Genomic DNA, 12,730 nt, shown 5'->3' with positions numbered 1-12,730 from the left:
GATACGGCAGGGCGCCGGTACGACAGGACCCCGGCACGGCAGGGCGCCCCGGGCCTGACCCGGCCCGGGGCGCCCGGTCCGTCCGTGACCGGACGGGGACTCAGCCGACGCCGAGGCCGGCGTCCGGGGTCTTGCCGTTCTGGGCCTGCTCGATCCGCTTGACCAGCATCACGGCGAACTTCCGGGTGGCGGCCACGTCGACCGGCCCGCCCTCGGTGGTCACGCTCGCCACCACGGTGCCGGAGCGGATCACGATGCCGACGCCGTCACTGGCGGCCAGCTTGCCCTGGAAGGCCTTGCTCTCGCTGCCCAGCGCCGCGGTGTCGACGGCCGTGAACGGGCCGGCGGCGTAGGAGGCGTAGGTCTCCTTGAGTCGGTCCTTGGCGGCGTCCCGGCTGGGCAGGGTCTCGACGATGAAGCGGGTGACGAGGTCCCCGGAGGAGAACCGGACCGAGCCGCTGAGCGGCTTGCCGGTGCAGGGGGTCTTCGCGGTGCAGGTGACGGTGTGGTCGGCGGTGTCGACCTTGCGCTTCTCCTCCTCCCAGCCGGCCATCACCTTGGGGTCGGGCAGCACCTGCGCGACGACCTTGTCGTCCAGCAGCGTGGCCTCGGAGTCCGCCCGGGGTGCCGGGGCGTCGGCCGCCGCGGTGCCGCCCGGTGCGGGCGTCGACCCGCCGCCGGTGCTCCCGGTGCCGCCGGTGCCACCGGCCGCCGGGGCCGACGCCGAGGCGACCCCCGGCGCGGCGGGCGTGCCCGCGCCCGACCCGGGCGCCGTCGCCGTCGCGGAGCCCGCGGCCGGGGCGGTGGCCGCCGCGCCACCCGCCGCGCCGGCCGCGCCCGCCGTCGTGCTCGACGACGCCGCGGCGCCCTTGGCCTGTTCCGAGCCGCTCGACGAGCACCCGGCCAGCACGCCCACCAGCACGCCCACCGCCACTCCGGCGGCCACCCGCCGACCCGCCACCATCCCCATCGCCCGCTCCCTCCGGCTGTCCGTGACCCCTCAAGATAGCCCCCCGCCCGGACACTCCCCCGGCCGGGTTCGCCCTGCTCAGCCGGACGCTCACGGGGAGACCGAGGCACGGGGAAGCCGAGGTGCCGGGAGGCCATGGCCCCGGAAGGCCGAGGCGCGGGGTTCCCCGGACGAGCCGCCCCTCGAGGGCGACCGGGCCGCCGCCGGGCTCGGCCGTCAGACGGCCAGCTGCGCCAGCCAGGCGTGCCCCGGGTGCACCCGGGCCAGCAGGGTGGCCAGGGTGCGGCGCCGGGTGTCGTCCAGCAGCGGGAGGGCGCCGGTGAAGTCGTGCCGGTCCTTGGGCCGATCGGCCTTGGCCTTGAACAGCAGGACCAACTCCGGGGCCAGGTAGGGGATCCCGTCCGGCGTACGACGGACGACCTCGGCGTACGGCAGCCGGATCGACGGGTCGCGCCGGCAGATCCAGGTCGGGCCGTCGTGCGGCTCGCGGAACACGTCGAGCAGGAACTCCCCGGTCGCCGGGTCGCGCAGCCAGGTCTGGTGGGTGAGGTCCCAGACCTCCGGCGCGGGCTCCTCCCAGAGGTGTCCGGACGACACGATGTCGAAGGCGAAGCCGGGGAACCGGGCCCGGATCTCCGGGAAGTGCGCGGCCGGGACGGCGATCTCCAGGTCACCGTGCGGGCGGGTCTGCCGCCCCCGGAACAGGTCGACGGCCCAGCCCCCGGCGACGCACCAGGGGGCGGACACCCCGGCCAGCCGGTCCGCGACCTCGGCGGGGGTCCACGCCGTCGTCCACCGGGCCACGGCCTCGGCCTCGGTCATCGGGACACCGCCCGGGGGGAGTTCCTCGGTCATCCGACCAGGCTAGGGCCTGGCCCGCGCCGGGCGTCCGGTAACGTCCAACCGACCGCGAGGACGGCCGTCGAGGGGGCGACATGGCAGGGGCGGCGAGCGCCGCGTCCGGGGTGCCCGGGCAGCGCCTGGAGCCGGCGGAGTTGCGCGCCCTCGTCCAGGAGGCGCAGCAGGGGGACGCGCTGGCGCTGGACGAGCTGCTGACCGTGCTGATGCCGTACGTCGGCCGGGTCTGCGCCCCGATCGCGCTTCAGGACGCGCCGGACGCCGCGCAGGAGGCGATGATCGCGATCGTCCGGCACCTGCACCAACTGAAGGCACCCGAGGCGCTGTTCGGCTGGGCCCGGGCGATCGCCGCACGCGAGGCGGTCCGCTTCGCGACCCGCGCCTCGGGCCGCACCCGGCACACCGCCGCCGCCGAGCCGGCCGAGGAACCCGACCTGCGCGACGACGAGTTGGCCGCCGACATCCGGAACGTCCTGGAGCGGCTGCCGCCGGACCACCGAGCCGTTCTGACGCTTCGTCATGTCGAGGGGCTGGACGAGCAGTCGGTGTCCGAGATCCTCGATCTGCCGCTCGGCACGGTCCGTTCCCGGCTGTTCCGGGCCCGGCAGGGCTTCCGGACCGCCTGGGGCACCGGGGAGGGCTGAACGGAAACCGCGAACGGAAAAAAGTGTCGGCGGGCAGGGATTGCCCGGCCGTCGGCCGCCCTCTTCATCTCCCGAAGGCCCCCGTCAGCACCGGCCGGGGCCGCGCCGAGAGGTCGAGGAGAGGTCCCGATGGACGATCAGCTGCCGACGCACCGCCCGCTGCCCGAACTGCCCGGGGTGCGCCACCGCGTGGTCGAGGCGGACGGCGTCCGGCTGCACCTGGCGGAGGCCGGGGTCGACACCGGCACGCCGCTGCTGCTGTTGCACGGCTTCCCGCAGCACTGGTACGCCTGGCGGCACGTGCTGCCGCTGCTGGCCGGGGAGTTCCGGCTGCTCTGCCTGGACCTGCCGGGCTTCGGCTGGTCCGAGGCGCCGCGCCGGGGCTACACCACGGACGACCGGGCCGACCTGGTGCTGGCCGCGCTGGACCGGCTCGGGCTGGAGCGGGTCGGGCTGGTCGGGCACGACTGGGGGGCCTGGACCGGCTTCGAGCTGGCGCTGCGCGCACCCGGGCGTTTCACCGGACTGCTGGCCCTCAACATGACCCACCCCTGGCCGCGGCAGCGCGCGCTGCTCGGGACGGCCTGGCGGTTCTGGTACACCGCGCTGCTGGAGTACCCAGGCATCGGCCGCCGGGTGATCCGGCACCGGCCGGAGCTGCTCGGCTACCTGTTGCGGCGCGGCGTGCCCGCCGAAAGCCCGTGGCCCGCCGAGGAGTTGGCGGAGTACACGGCGGCCGGCCGGGAGCCGGGCGCGGCCCGTGCCGGGGAGCGGCTGCACTGGGGCTTCGTGGTGCGGGACATCCCGCGGCTGGCCCTCGGCCGGTTCCGCCACCGCCGGCTGACCGTGCCGACGCTGGTCCTGGGCGGCGACCGGGATCCGGTGACCCGCCCGGCCCTGCTCGCCACCGCCGGGGCGCCCGCCGACGACCTGCGGGCCGAAGTCCTGCCCGGCTGCGGGCACTTCCTGCCGCACGAACGCCCCGAGGAGGTCGCGGCCGCCGCCCGCCGCCTGTTCCGGCCGTGATCAGGGGGTGGCCGCTGTCAGTCGGCGGCGGCCGCCCGTTCGGCGACGCGGCGGTCGAGCCGGTCGAGCAGCACCTCGCCGCGCCGGTCGGCGAGGCCGCCGAGGAAGCGCTGCACCGGGCCGGAGCCGGGCAGCCGCAGGGTGCCGAGCAGGGCGAACCTGGTGCCCTCGCCCTCGGGGACGGCGGCCATCCCGCCGAGCAGCGCCCGGCTCTGCATCAGGCACCAGCCGCTGCGCAGCACGATGCCGAACCGTTCGCGGTGCCCGACGACGCTGACGGCCACCCCCGCCAGTCTCCCCGGCCGGCCGCCCTGCGCCGGCTGGACGTCGAAGGTGCGCAGCCCGGTGATCAGCTTCGGCAGTTCGCCGGAGAGGTCGCTCGCCACGGCCCACACCTGCTCGAAGGGGGCCGCGACGTGCCGTTCGGCGAACAGCGGACGCCCGGCCCCGGAGGCCGCCAGCACCCGCAGCCGGCGGATCGGGTCGAGTTCGACCGTCGGCCACCCGCCGGGCACCCGCCCCGCTGCCATCTCCATCGGTTCCCCCTCGGGCCTTCGGCGCTGCCCGGCCAGCCTGCCACCCGCTGATCACGCCGGGCAAGGCGAGCAGGCCCGGGGGGGCGGGGCCCGGGGTCGGCCCCTGGCCTCGGTGGAATAATGAGCCGATCTTCCGGAGCAAGGGGTACCCGCATGGCCAGCCGACTGAGGGTGCTGAGGACGCAGAACCGGCTCAGCCTGGAGGCCCTGGCGGCGCAGGTCGGGGTGACCAAGAGCTATCTGTCCAAGGTCGAGCGCGGGATCAGCGACCCGTCCATCTCGACCGCCCTCAAGCTGGCGCACGCGCTGGGCGTGGACGTCGGGCGGCTGTTCTCGGACGAGGTGGAGCCGGAGCTGGTCACGGTCGTGCGCGCGGACGAGCGCACCCCGCTCACCGCCGCGACGGAGGTGGGCGAGGAGGGCCGCGAGGCGCCGAGGTACGAGGGCATCGCGACCGGTCTGCCGGGCAAGCGGATGGCGCCGTTCGTGATGTACCCGCCGACCGGCCGGGGCCCGGCGCCGTTCAAGTCGCACGCGGGCGAGGAGTTCCTGTTCGTGCACGCGGGCAGCGCCGAGCTGGAGTTCCCGGAGCGGACCGTCCAGCTCGGTCCGGGTGACAGCGTGTACTTCAACGCGGCGCTGCCGCACCGCTGCCGCAGCACCGGGGCGGAGCCCGCCGTGGTCCTGGTGGTGATCCACGACGAGCCCGCCGAGCCCGGCGACAAGGTCCCCCCGCTGCCGTAGGACGTCCTGCTCAGGGCCGTCCGGCGTCCACGGCCGCCAGCAGGGAGGACAGTTCGGCCGTCCGCTCCTCGTCGAGCGGCAGCAGCGGCCGCCGGGGGCCGCCCGCGTCGAAGCCGCGCAGCGCGAGCCCGGCCTTGACGGTGGTCGGCAGCCCGCCGCGGACGATGAACTGCAGGACGGCCAGCTGCTGCTGGAACACCTTGAAGGCGGTCTCGAAGTCCCCGGCGCGGACCGCGCGGTGCAGCTCCAGGGTCGCCCCGGGGATCAGGCAGGGCGCGGCGGTGCACCAGCCGGCCGCGCCGGCCATCAGGGCGGCGAGCGCCAGCGGGTTGCTCCCGTTGTAGAACGGCAGCTCGCCGCCGGTGAGTTGGAAGAGCCGGTGCATCCGGCCGAGGTCGCCACTGCTCTCCTTGACCATGGTGACGTTCTCGATCTTCTCGACCAGCGAGACCATCAGCTCCGGGGAGAGGTCGACCCCGGCGGTGGCCGGGTTGTTGTAGATCATCACCTCGATGTCGACGGCGCCGGCGACCTCGGTGTAGTGCCGGACGATCTCGCGCTCGTCGAGCCGCCAGTACGACAGCGGCAGCACCATCACCGCGCTCGCCCCGGCCCGTTCGGCGAACTGCGCCCGCCGGACGGCGCTGCGGGTGGTGAGCTCGGCGATGCCGACGACGGTCGGCACCCGCCCGGCGACGGCGGCGATCGAGGTCTCGGCGGCCTCGCACCACTCGTGCTCGTCCAGGTAGGCGCTCTCGCCGGTGGAGCCGAGCGGGGCGACGGCGTGGCAGCCGTCCGCCACCAGCCGCTCGACCAGGGCGGCCAGCCGGTCGACGGCGACCCGCTCGCCGTCGGCGGTGAACGGGGTGACGGGGTAGCCGATGATGCCGTCCAGGTTCAGCGCGCTCATCTCAGTCGCCCTCCTCGGGAGCGGTCGCGGTGGTGGTGGTGCCGACGGCGTCGGTGTGCCCGGCCCGCAGGGCGCGGCGGGCGTAGTACGCGAAGGTGGCCTGGCCGCGCTTGGGGGTGGAGATCCAGTCGTGGGCCTCCTTGGCCAGCAGCTCGGGGATCTCCTGGATCCGCCCGGCGGCGCTCGCCAGCAGCTGGAGCTTCGCGGCCCGCTCGAAGAGCAGGGCGAGGGTGCAGGCCTCCTCGACGGTGCCGGTGGCAACCAGCTGTCCGTGGTGTGCCAGCAGCAGGGCCCGTTTGTCGCCGAGCGCGGCCGAGATGAGCTCGCCCTCCTCGTTGCCGACCGGGATGCCGGGCCACTTCTCCAGGAACGCGCAGTCGTCGTAGAGCGGGCACATGTCCATGTGGGAGACGACGAGCGGGGTTTCCAGCATGGAGAGGGCGGAGATGTGCAGCGGGTGGGTGTGGATGATGCAGTTGACGTCCGGGCGGGCCCGGTAGACCCAGCTGTGGAAGCGGTTGGCGGGGTTGGCCATGCCGTCGCCTTCGAGGACGTTCAGGTCCTCGTCGACGAGCAGCAGGTTGGACTCGGTGATCTCGTCGAAGCCGAGGCCGAGGCGCTGGGTGTAGTAGGTGCCGGGCCGGTCGGCCCGGGCGGTGATCTGCCCGGCCAGGCCGGAGTCGTGGCCGGCGTCGAACAGGATGCGACAGGTCAGCGCGAGCTTCTGCCGCACCGTCCAGCCGTTGTCCCGGATCGCTTCGCGCATCCGCTGGTGGGCGAGGTCGACCAGGGCCGCCTTCCCCGCCGCGAAGGTGTCCGCCATGTGCGTGGGTCCTCCTTGCGACTCGTGAGCACGGTGACTCGTGAACACGCCGTTCACGATAAGACACGTCGTGTCCTGCTGTCGACACCCCGGCCCGGGCGACGGACCCGCGACCGGGCGCACGAAAAAGCGGCGGGGCGGCAACCACTGAGGTTGCCGCCCCGCCGCCGGGACTACACGGGACTACCGGGCCTACCGGAGAACCGCTACCGGATCACCGGACGGTCAGACCGCCGGCACCGGGTACGTCGGGTACTCGACGCCCGAGATGTACTGGACGACCCGGACGACCTGGCAGGAGTAGCCGAACTCGTTGTCGTACCACAGGTAGAGGATCGCGTTGTCGCCGTCCACCTTGGTGGCGCCGGCGTCGACGATCGAGGCGTGACGCGAGCCGATGAAGTCGCTCGACACCGCGTCGGGCGAGTCGGTGAAGTCGATCTGGCGCTTCAGCGGCGAGGTCAGCGAGACGCCCCGCAGGTAGTCCAGGACCTCCTCGCGGTTGGCCTCGCGGGCCAGCTGGAGGTTGAGGATGGCGATCGAGACGTCCGGCACCGGCACGCGGATCGAGCTGCCGGAGATCTTCGCCTTGAGGTCCGGCAGGGCCTTGGCGACGGCCGAGGCGGCACCGGTCTCGGTGATCACCATGTTCAGCGGCGCCGAGCGGCCACGACGGTCGGCCTTGTGGTAGTTGTCCAGCAGGTTCTGGTCGTTGGTGAACGAGTGGACGGTCTCCACGTGGCCGCGCAGCACGCCGTACTCGTCGTCCATGGCCTTCAGCGGCGGGACGATCGCGTTGGTGGTGCAGGAGGCGCAGGACAGGATCTGCTCGTCCGGCTTGATGGTGTCGTGGTTGACGCCGTGGACGATGTTCGGGACGTCGCCCTTGCCCGGAGCGGTCAGCACGACCTTGGCGATGCCGGGGCGCAGGTGCTTGGACAGGCCCTCGCGGTCGCGCCAGCGGCCGGTGTTGTCGATCAGGATGGCGTCCTTGATCCCGTACTCCGTGTAGTCGACCTTGGTCGGGTCGTCGGAGTAGATCACGGTGATCTCGTTGCCGTTGGCGATGATCTTGTTGTTCGCCTCGTCGACGGTGATCGTGCCCTGGAACTGGCCGTGGATCGAGTCGCGGCGCAGCAGCGAGGCGCGCTTCACCAGGTCGTCGCCGCCGCTGTTGCGCACGACGATGGCCTTCAGGCGCAGGCCGTTGCCCGAGGCCTTCTCGATGAGCAGGCGGGCGACCAGGCGTCCGATCCGGCCGAAGCCGTAGAGGACGACGTCGCGGGCGTCGCGGCGCTCCAGCTTGTTCTCGCCGGTGGCACCGACGACGGCCTGGGCGGTGAACTCCTCGACCGACAGGCCGCGGTCGTCGGCCTTGTACGTCGCGGCGAGCATGCCGAGGTCGATCTGGGAGGGGCCGAGGTCCAGGGCGGTCAGGGCGCTCAGGAACGGCATCGTCTCGGTGACCGAGAGCTCCTCGCCGGCGATCTGGCGGGCGAAGCGGTGCGTCTTGAGGATGCTGACCACCGACTTGTTCACCAGGGAACGGCTGTGCAGCAGGACGGTGACGTCCCGCTCGCGGTGCAGTCGCCCGATGATCGGGATCATCGACTCCGCGATCTCCTCGCGGTTCTTCCAGTCCGTGAACACGTCGTCGTTGACAGTCACAAGTCCATCTTTCGAGCTGAGGGTGTTGCCCACATGGTAGCTTCGCCGATTTTCGAACATTCGTTCGGTCCCTCCTCGACGCCTCCCGGCCCGTCGCGGTGGCCGCCGCGGGCCGCTCCCGCCATCAGGCCCCGGACCTGCGGATTCGTCTCCGGAGCGGCTCCGGAACGGCCGCCGAGGCCGGGCCCGGGGCCACCCCGGCGCGGGCGGAAGGGTGACCACCGCCACCTCCTGGGCCCCACCCGCACCGCCGGCGACGGGGCGGCACCCGAACCGGAACCGAACCGGAACCCGAACCGGAGCAAGAGCCGACGCGAGGGCCGGAGCGGCGGCCGGGAGGCGCCCGGCCGGAATCCTGACAGATGGCCAAAAACCATCGCAGGATCGACAGTTCGGCCACGTGTGACCGCCGCCGCAGTGGATAGGCGTTGAATGTGCACGGTCGATCCGTCTACGGTGATCGACGTGGTTGAACACGCGCCGTATCCGCAGCAGCCAGACGATTCCCGGACGGCCGCGGAGGCGACGGGGGGCGAGCGGCTCCGCCGGATCGCCCCCGCCCGCACGCTGGAGTTCGGCGAGCACCGACTCACCTACCTCCCGGACGGCTTCGTCCAGCTGATCCCCGGCGCCTGGTTCCCGGAGACGGGCGGCGCCGACTGGCAGCGGCACACCGGGCACCTCGACGACGCCGGCTACCTGGTCGCCTCGGTCGGCGGCCTGCTGGTCGAGCACCGGGGCCGGGCCCTGCTGATCGACACCGGGTACGGGCCGCGGCGCACCGCGCCGGCCGACAGCTACCCCTTCCTCGGTGCCGAGGAGGGCGGACGGCTGCCGGCGGCCCTGGCCGCGCACGGCCTGGCGCCCGGGGCGGTGGACACCGTCGCGTTCACCCACCTCCACGAGGACCACACGGGGTGGGCCTTCGCCCCCGACCCGGCCGGGCCGGGACTGCTCTTCGGCGCCGCACGGTTCGTCACCTCGGCCACCGAGTGGCAGGGCTGGTACGGGGCGCCCTCCCCCGCCGCCGCGCGGCACCTGCGGGAGCACGCGGTCGGCGCGGCGGACGGCCAGGAGGTCTTCCCGGGCGTGACGGCCTGGAACACCCCCGGCCACACCCTGGGCCACACCTCGTACGTCATCTCGTCCGGTGGCCGACGGCTCGTCGTCATCGGAGACGCCCTGCACAGCGCCGTGCAGGTGGAACGTCCGGACTGGCGGGTCCTGGTGGACTCCGCCCGGGACGTCTCGGTGGAGACCCGGTTGCGGATCCTCCGGGAGCTGTCCGTTCCGGACACACTGGGTTTCGGCGGCCACTTCGCGGACGTGCAGTTCGGCCGGGTCGTCACGGACGGTTCGCAGCAGCGCTGGGAGGCGCTCGACCACCAGGGGTGACCACCGGCGGACGCCGCCCGAGGGCCGCGCCGCGCCGTCCCGGAGGGGCCGTTCGCCGCCGAACCGCACGGTCGGCCGCGGACCCGTGCCTGCACCCCATCCGTTACACCCAGTTGACAGACAGCGACGTTGTTGCGCTTATGATCGACAAGGCATGTCGGTCGTGACTGGCTCGAGCGGAGCGCCGGTCGTGAACGAACGGGGGAGTGTAGTGGCAGCCACAACATCGTCCGAAGCCTGCGGGCTGGAAGAGGTCGTCGACGCGGCCATCGTGTCCTACGCGGAGGCGCTCCGAGCCGCGGACAGCCTCCTCGTCCTGGACGAGACCGTGTGGCCGGAGTGCGAGCAGCAGGCGCGCGACATCATGGCCGACTGCATCAGAGCCATCCACCACGGCCCCTGCTCCGACGTGCCCGCGCCGCTCGACGCGGAGTTCAGCTCACTGGAGCTCGGCGCCCGGCGCGCGCTCCAGCACATCCCGGCCATGGAGTCGCTCCGGGCCGCCCGGATCCTCACCGGCGTCGTCCTCGACGCACTGCCGGACCTGATGGCCGGCCTGCCGGACGACGTGGCGCTGGCCCGGATGCAGTACGCGGTGCGGACCCTGCACCACAGCATCGACAGCCGGGTGCGGGCCGCCCTGATCGGCTACGACGCCTTCCTGATGCGCGGCGTCAACCGGATCAACTCGGCCGAACGGGCCCGGCTGGCACGGGAGATCCACGACCGGATCGGCAGCAGCCTGGCCCTGGCGATGCGCTCGCTAGAACTCCACGAGCTGGAGGAGGGCCACTCCGGGCAGGGGCTGGAGCGGGTCGTCGAGGCCAAGGCCGCGCTCCAGGACACCTTCGGGTTCGTCCGGGAACTGGTCAACGGGCTGCGCGCGCCGCGCAGCCGCACCAACTTCCACACCCGGCTGCTGGATTACGTCGAACTCTCCCGCCCGGCCGGGACGGCGGTCGACATCCAGGTCGAGGGCGGCACCGCGCAACTGACCGCCCTCCACCACGACGAGATCTTCCTCGTCATCCGGGAGTGCCTGCGCAACGCCTACCGGCACTCGGGCGCCACCAGCGTCCGGGTGGAGGCGATCATCGGCAAGGGCGTGCTCGACGCCCACGTCACCGACAACGGCATGGGCATCGACGTCTCCGGCCCGCAGTTCGAGAGCGGCAACGGCATGGTCTCCATGCGGGAGCGGATCACCGCCATGGGCGGCACCCTCTCGGTCACCAACCTCGGCGGGAAGGGCACCAGGATCCAGTTCCACATACCCCTTCCGGCCGCCAACAGAGCAGGCGAAGACCTTTCATGAACGACACCCAGGTCCGCGTCCTCGCGGCCGACGACCACGTCCTGCTCCGCACGGCGCTCTGCAACCTGCTGACCAGAGAGCCCGACATCACGGTGGTCGGGGAGGCGGGCGACGGCCCGATGACCGTCCACCAGGCGGCCGAGCTGCGGCCCGACGTCATCCTGCTCGACCTCGAAATGCCCGGCCCCGGCCCGCTGGAGACGGTTCGTCAGCTCAAGGCGTCCGTACCGGACACCCGCGTCGTCGTGCTGACCATGCACGACGACGACGATCTGGTGCACGCGCTGCTCTCCGAGGGCGCCTTCGGCTACCTGCACAAGTCGGCCACCAGAGAGGTGCTGCTCGCCGCGGTGCGCAGCGCCGTGGCCGGCGGCACCACGCTGTTCACCCCGCACCGGCCGACCGCCCGGCCGCCGCGCGCGGCCGAGCGGCCCGAGCCGCAGAACGTGCTCACCTCGCGCGAACTGGAGGTGCTCGAATGCGTGGCCGAGGCCATGAGCAACCGTCAGATCGGCCGCCAGCTGGGCATCACCGAGGGCACCGTCAAGCGGCACCTGCGGAACATCTTCGCCAAGCTGGACGCGACCACCCGGCTCGACGCGGTCAACAAGGCGCTGTCCGCGCGGCTGATCGGTCGCTGAGCAGCTGATCGGAATCACCCTCCGACGAGGAGGCCGGCGGCCAGGCCCGTGTTCGCCGCGTACTGGGTGACCATGAACGCCCGGTACGGGCCGCGGGCCCGGTTCGCGTCCGGCCACAGGCAGCGCAGCACGACCCAGCCGGCGCCCAGGGCCAGCGGGACGGCGCCGGCCAGCAGCGCGGGCCCGGTGTGCAGGCCGAGCAGCAGCCCGGCCCCGCCCAGCACGACGGCCGACACCGCGGCGAACATCCGGGCCGCCCGCTCGCCGTACACCACGGCGATGGTGCGCCGGCCGCCTGCGCGGTCGCCGGTGATGTCGCTGAGGTCCTTGGTGACGGCGCCCACGAAGCCCATCCACAGGGCCAGCAGACCGCAGAACAGCAGCGGGCCGCGCGGGATCTCGCCGCCCGCGGAGACCGCACCCGCCAGGTAGCTGGAGGCCCCCAGGACGATCACGGTGGCGGCACTGGTGGCGGTGCGCCGCTTCGCGGCCAGCGGCGGCACCGAGTACGCGTACCCCATGCAGAGCGAGAGCGCGACCAGCCAGAACTCCCCGGACACGAAGACCGCCAGGAACAGGGCGACACCGGAGAGGAACCACACCACTCCGGCCGCCACCCGCACCGGCAGGTCGCCACGGGCGATCGGGCGCTGCGAACCGTTCGCCCGGTCCTCGGCGATGTCCATCACACCGTTCAGCAGGTAGGCCGCCATCACGGCGCAGGTCATCGCCAGCGCGCCGACCAGCACCCCCGGCACCGACCAGTCGTCGCCGTCGCTCACCGCGCACACCGCCCCCACCACGAACCGCATCAAGAAGACGATCTGCACCACCGGACGGGACTCGGCGAGACAGTGACGGACCACCGAACGGAGACGCTGGACGCGGGGCGGGCTGGTGAGCGGTGCGGTAGTCATGTCAGGAACTCTAGGCGCGTCCGGGTGAAGGCCCTGGTCCGAGCCCTTCCCCGGGCCCGCTGCCACGAGCTGCGCCGAAGCGGTCACCTGCTTCATCAGGAGGCCTGCACCGTCCAGGTGTCGCGGCCGGTGAGCAGGGTGGCCAGGTCGCCCTGGCCCTGCTCGCTCTCGGCCTGGGTCAGTTGATCGGCCATCAGCTCGTCGTAGACGGGGCGTCGGACGGCGCGCAGGACGCCGATCGGGGTGTGGTGGAGGGTGTCGGCGTCGGCGATCCGGGACAGCG

The 12,730-nt window shown here is 73.1% G+C and carries 13 protein-coding genes and 1 pseudogene; 6 read left to right on the top strand and 8 right to left on the bottom strand.

The window, feature by feature from the left end:
• Positions 1–100: 100 nt before the first annotated feature.
• Together ABTY15_RS31250 and ABTY15_RS31245 are read right to left on the bottom strand one after the other, a co-directional pair.
• On the bottom strand, positions 101–970 hold the full coding sequence (locus tag ABTY15_RS31250) for a hypothetical protein (RefSeq protein WP_350602544.1): 870 nt from the start codon (positions 968–970) through the stop codon (positions 101–103).
• A 216-nt stretch (positions 971–1,186) separates the two neighbouring features.
• Positions 1,187–1,825: a nucleotidyltransferase domain-containing protein gene (locus ABTY15_RS31245; protein ID WP_350602543.1), complete on the bottom strand. Its 639-nt coding sequence runs from the start codon at positions 1,823–1,825 to the stop codon at positions 1,187–1,189.
• Between the two features lie 80 nt (positions 1,826–1,905).
• On the opposite strand from ABTY15_RS31245, the gene ABTY15_RS31240 reads away from it, so the two are divergent.
• Together ABTY15_RS31240 and ABTY15_RS31235 are read left to right on the top strand one after the other, a co-directional pair.
• On the top strand, positions 1,906–2,472 hold the full coding sequence (locus ABTY15_RS31240; protein WP_350602542.1) for an RNA polymerase sigma factor: 567 nt from the start codon (positions 1,906–1,908) through the stop codon (positions 2,470–2,472).
• A gap of 129 nt (positions 2,473–2,601) precedes the next feature.
• Positions 2,602–3,498 (top strand): alpha/beta fold hydrolase, encoded by an 897-nt coding sequence (locus ABTY15_RS31235; RefSeq protein WP_350602540.1) that lies wholly within the window; start codon positions 2,602–2,604, stop codon positions 3,496–3,498.
• Between the two features lie 17 nt (positions 3,499–3,515).
• Here the strand turns inward: ABTY15_RS31235 and ABTY15_RS31230 are convergent, their stop codons facing one another.
• On the bottom strand, positions 3,516–4,034 hold the full coding sequence (locus ABTY15_RS31230) for a hypothetical protein (RefSeq protein WP_350602538.1): 519 nt from the start codon (positions 4,032–4,034) through the stop codon (positions 3,516–3,518).
• Between the two features lie 153 nt (positions 4,035–4,187).
• On the opposite strand from ABTY15_RS31230, the gene ABTY15_RS31225 reads away from it, so the two are divergent.
• The gene (locus tag ABTY15_RS31225; RefSeq protein ID WP_350602536.1) at positions 4,188–4,778 is read left to right on the top strand and encodes a helix-turn-helix domain-containing protein; all 591 of its coding nucleotides are present in this window, start codon (positions 4,188–4,190) and stop codon (positions 4,776–4,778) included.
• 10 nt (positions 4,779–4,788) lie between these two features.
• Here ABTY15_RS31225 and ABTY15_RS31220 read toward each other — a convergent pair whose 3' ends face one another.
• The 3 genes from ABTY15_RS31220 to ABTY15_RS31210 form a co-directional block, all read right to left on the bottom strand.
• Positions 4,789–5,688 carry a dihydrodipicolinate synthase family protein gene (locus ABTY15_RS31220; RefSeq protein ID WP_350602535.1) on the bottom strand — a complete coding sequence of 300 codons (900 nt, stop codon included), beginning with the start codon at positions 5,686–5,688 and terminating at the stop codon, positions 4,789–4,791.
• A gap of 1 nt (position 5,689) precedes the next feature.
• Positions 5,690–6,511 (bottom strand): aldolase, encoded by an 822-nt coding sequence (locus ABTY15_RS31215; protein WP_350602533.1) that lies wholly within the window; start codon positions 6,509–6,511, stop codon positions 5,690–5,692.
• A 225-nt stretch (positions 6,512–6,736) separates the two neighbouring features.
• Positions 6,737–8,179: a glyceraldehyde-3-phosphate dehydrogenase gene (locus ABTY15_RS31210; protein WP_350602532.1), complete on the bottom strand. Its 1,443-nt coding sequence runs from the start codon at positions 8,177–8,179 to the stop codon at positions 6,737–6,739.
• Positions 8,180–8,644: 465 nt separating this feature from the next.
• Between ABTY15_RS31210 and ABTY15_RS31205 the strand changes: the two genes are divergently transcribed.
• The 3 genes from ABTY15_RS31205 (at position 8,645) to ABTY15_RS31195 (ending at position 11,530) form a co-directional block, all read left to right on the top strand.
• A complete protein-coding gene (locus tag ABTY15_RS31205) occupies positions 8,645–9,574 on the top strand; it encodes an MBL fold metallo-hydrolase (RefSeq protein ID WP_350602530.1) in 930 nt (309 codons plus the stop codon).
• Positions 9,575–9,785: 211 nt separating this feature from the next.
• Positions 9,786–10,889, top strand: a complete 1,104-nt coding sequence (locus ABTY15_RS31200) for a sensor histidine kinase (protein ID WP_350602528.1) — start codon at positions 9,786–9,788, stop codon at positions 10,887–10,889.
• Positions 10,886–11,530: a response regulator gene (locus ABTY15_RS31195; RefSeq protein WP_350602527.1), complete on the top strand. Its 645-nt coding sequence runs from the start codon at positions 10,886–10,888 to the stop codon at positions 11,528–11,530. The genes ABTY15_RS31200 and ABTY15_RS31195 overlap by 4 nt, the downstream gene beginning before the upstream one ends.
• 14 nt (positions 11,531–11,544) lie before the next feature.
• On the opposite strand, the gene ABTY15_RS31190 is transcribed toward ABTY15_RS31195, so the two are convergent.
• Together ABTY15_RS31190 and ABTY15_RS31185 are read right to left on the bottom strand one after the other, a co-directional pair.
• On the bottom strand, positions 11,545–12,447 hold the full coding sequence (locus tag ABTY15_RS31190; protein WP_350602525.1) for a UbiA prenyltransferase family protein: 903 nt from the start codon (positions 12,445–12,447) through the stop codon (positions 11,545–11,547).
• Positions 12,448–12,542: 95 nt separating this feature from the next.
• Positions 12,543–12,730: pseudogene (locus ABTY15_RS31185) on the bottom strand (2-oxoacid:ferredoxin oxidoreductase subunit beta); the annotation flags it as partial.

The organism is Kitasatospora sp. NPDC097643 (assembly GCF_040302625.1).
In the GTDB taxonomy this organism is placed as follows: Bacteria; Actinomycetota; Actinomycetes; order Streptomycetales; family Streptomycetaceae; genus Kitasatospora.
This window is presented reverse-complemented; position numbering and strand designations above follow the sequence as displayed.

What these genes read in the sequence shown, in the direction of transcription:
- ABTY15_RS31240 (WP_350602542.1), top strand. Translation starts at nt 1,906, where the DNA reads ATGGCAGGGGCGGCGAGCGCCGCGTCCGGGGTGCCCGGGCAGCGCCTG.
- ABTY15_RS31225 (WP_350602536.1), top strand. Translation starts at nt 4,188, where the DNA reads ATGGCCAGCCGACTGAGGGTGCTGAGGACGCAGAACCGGCTCAGCCTG.
- ABTY15_RS31190 (WP_350602525.1), bottom strand. Translation starts at nt 12,447, where the DNA reads ATGACTACCGCACCGCTCACCAGCCCGCCCCGCGTCCAGCGTCTCCGT.
- ABTY15_RS31245 (WP_350602543.1), bottom strand. Translation starts at nt 1,825, where the DNA reads ATGACCGAGGAACTCCCCCCGGGCGGTGTCCCGATGACCGAGGCCGAG.
- ABTY15_RS31215 (WP_350602533.1), bottom strand. Translation starts at nt 6,511, where the DNA reads ATGGCGGACACCTTCGCGGCGGGGAAGGCGGCCCTGGTCGACCTCGCC.
- ABTY15_RS31250 (WP_350602544.1), bottom strand. Translation starts at nt 970, where the DNA reads ATGGGGATGGTGGCGGGTCGGCGGGTGGCCGCCGGAGTGGCGGTGGGC.
- ABTY15_RS31220 (WP_350602535.1), bottom strand. Translation starts at nt 5,688, where the DNA reads ATGAGCGCGCTGAACCTGGACGGCATCATCGGCTACCCCGTCACCCCG.
- ABTY15_RS31195 (WP_350602527.1), top strand. Translation starts at nt 10,886, where the DNA reads ATGAACGACACCCAGGTCCGCGTCCTCGCGGCCGACGACCACGTCCTG.
- ABTY15_RS31235 (WP_350602540.1), top strand. Translation starts at nt 2,602, where the DNA reads ATGGACGATCAGCTGCCGACGCACCGCCCGCTGCCCGAACTGCCCGGG.
- ABTY15_RS31230 (WP_350602538.1), bottom strand. Translation starts at nt 4,034, where the DNA reads ATGGAGATGGCAGCGGGGCGGGTGCCCGGCGGGTGGCCGACGGTCGAA.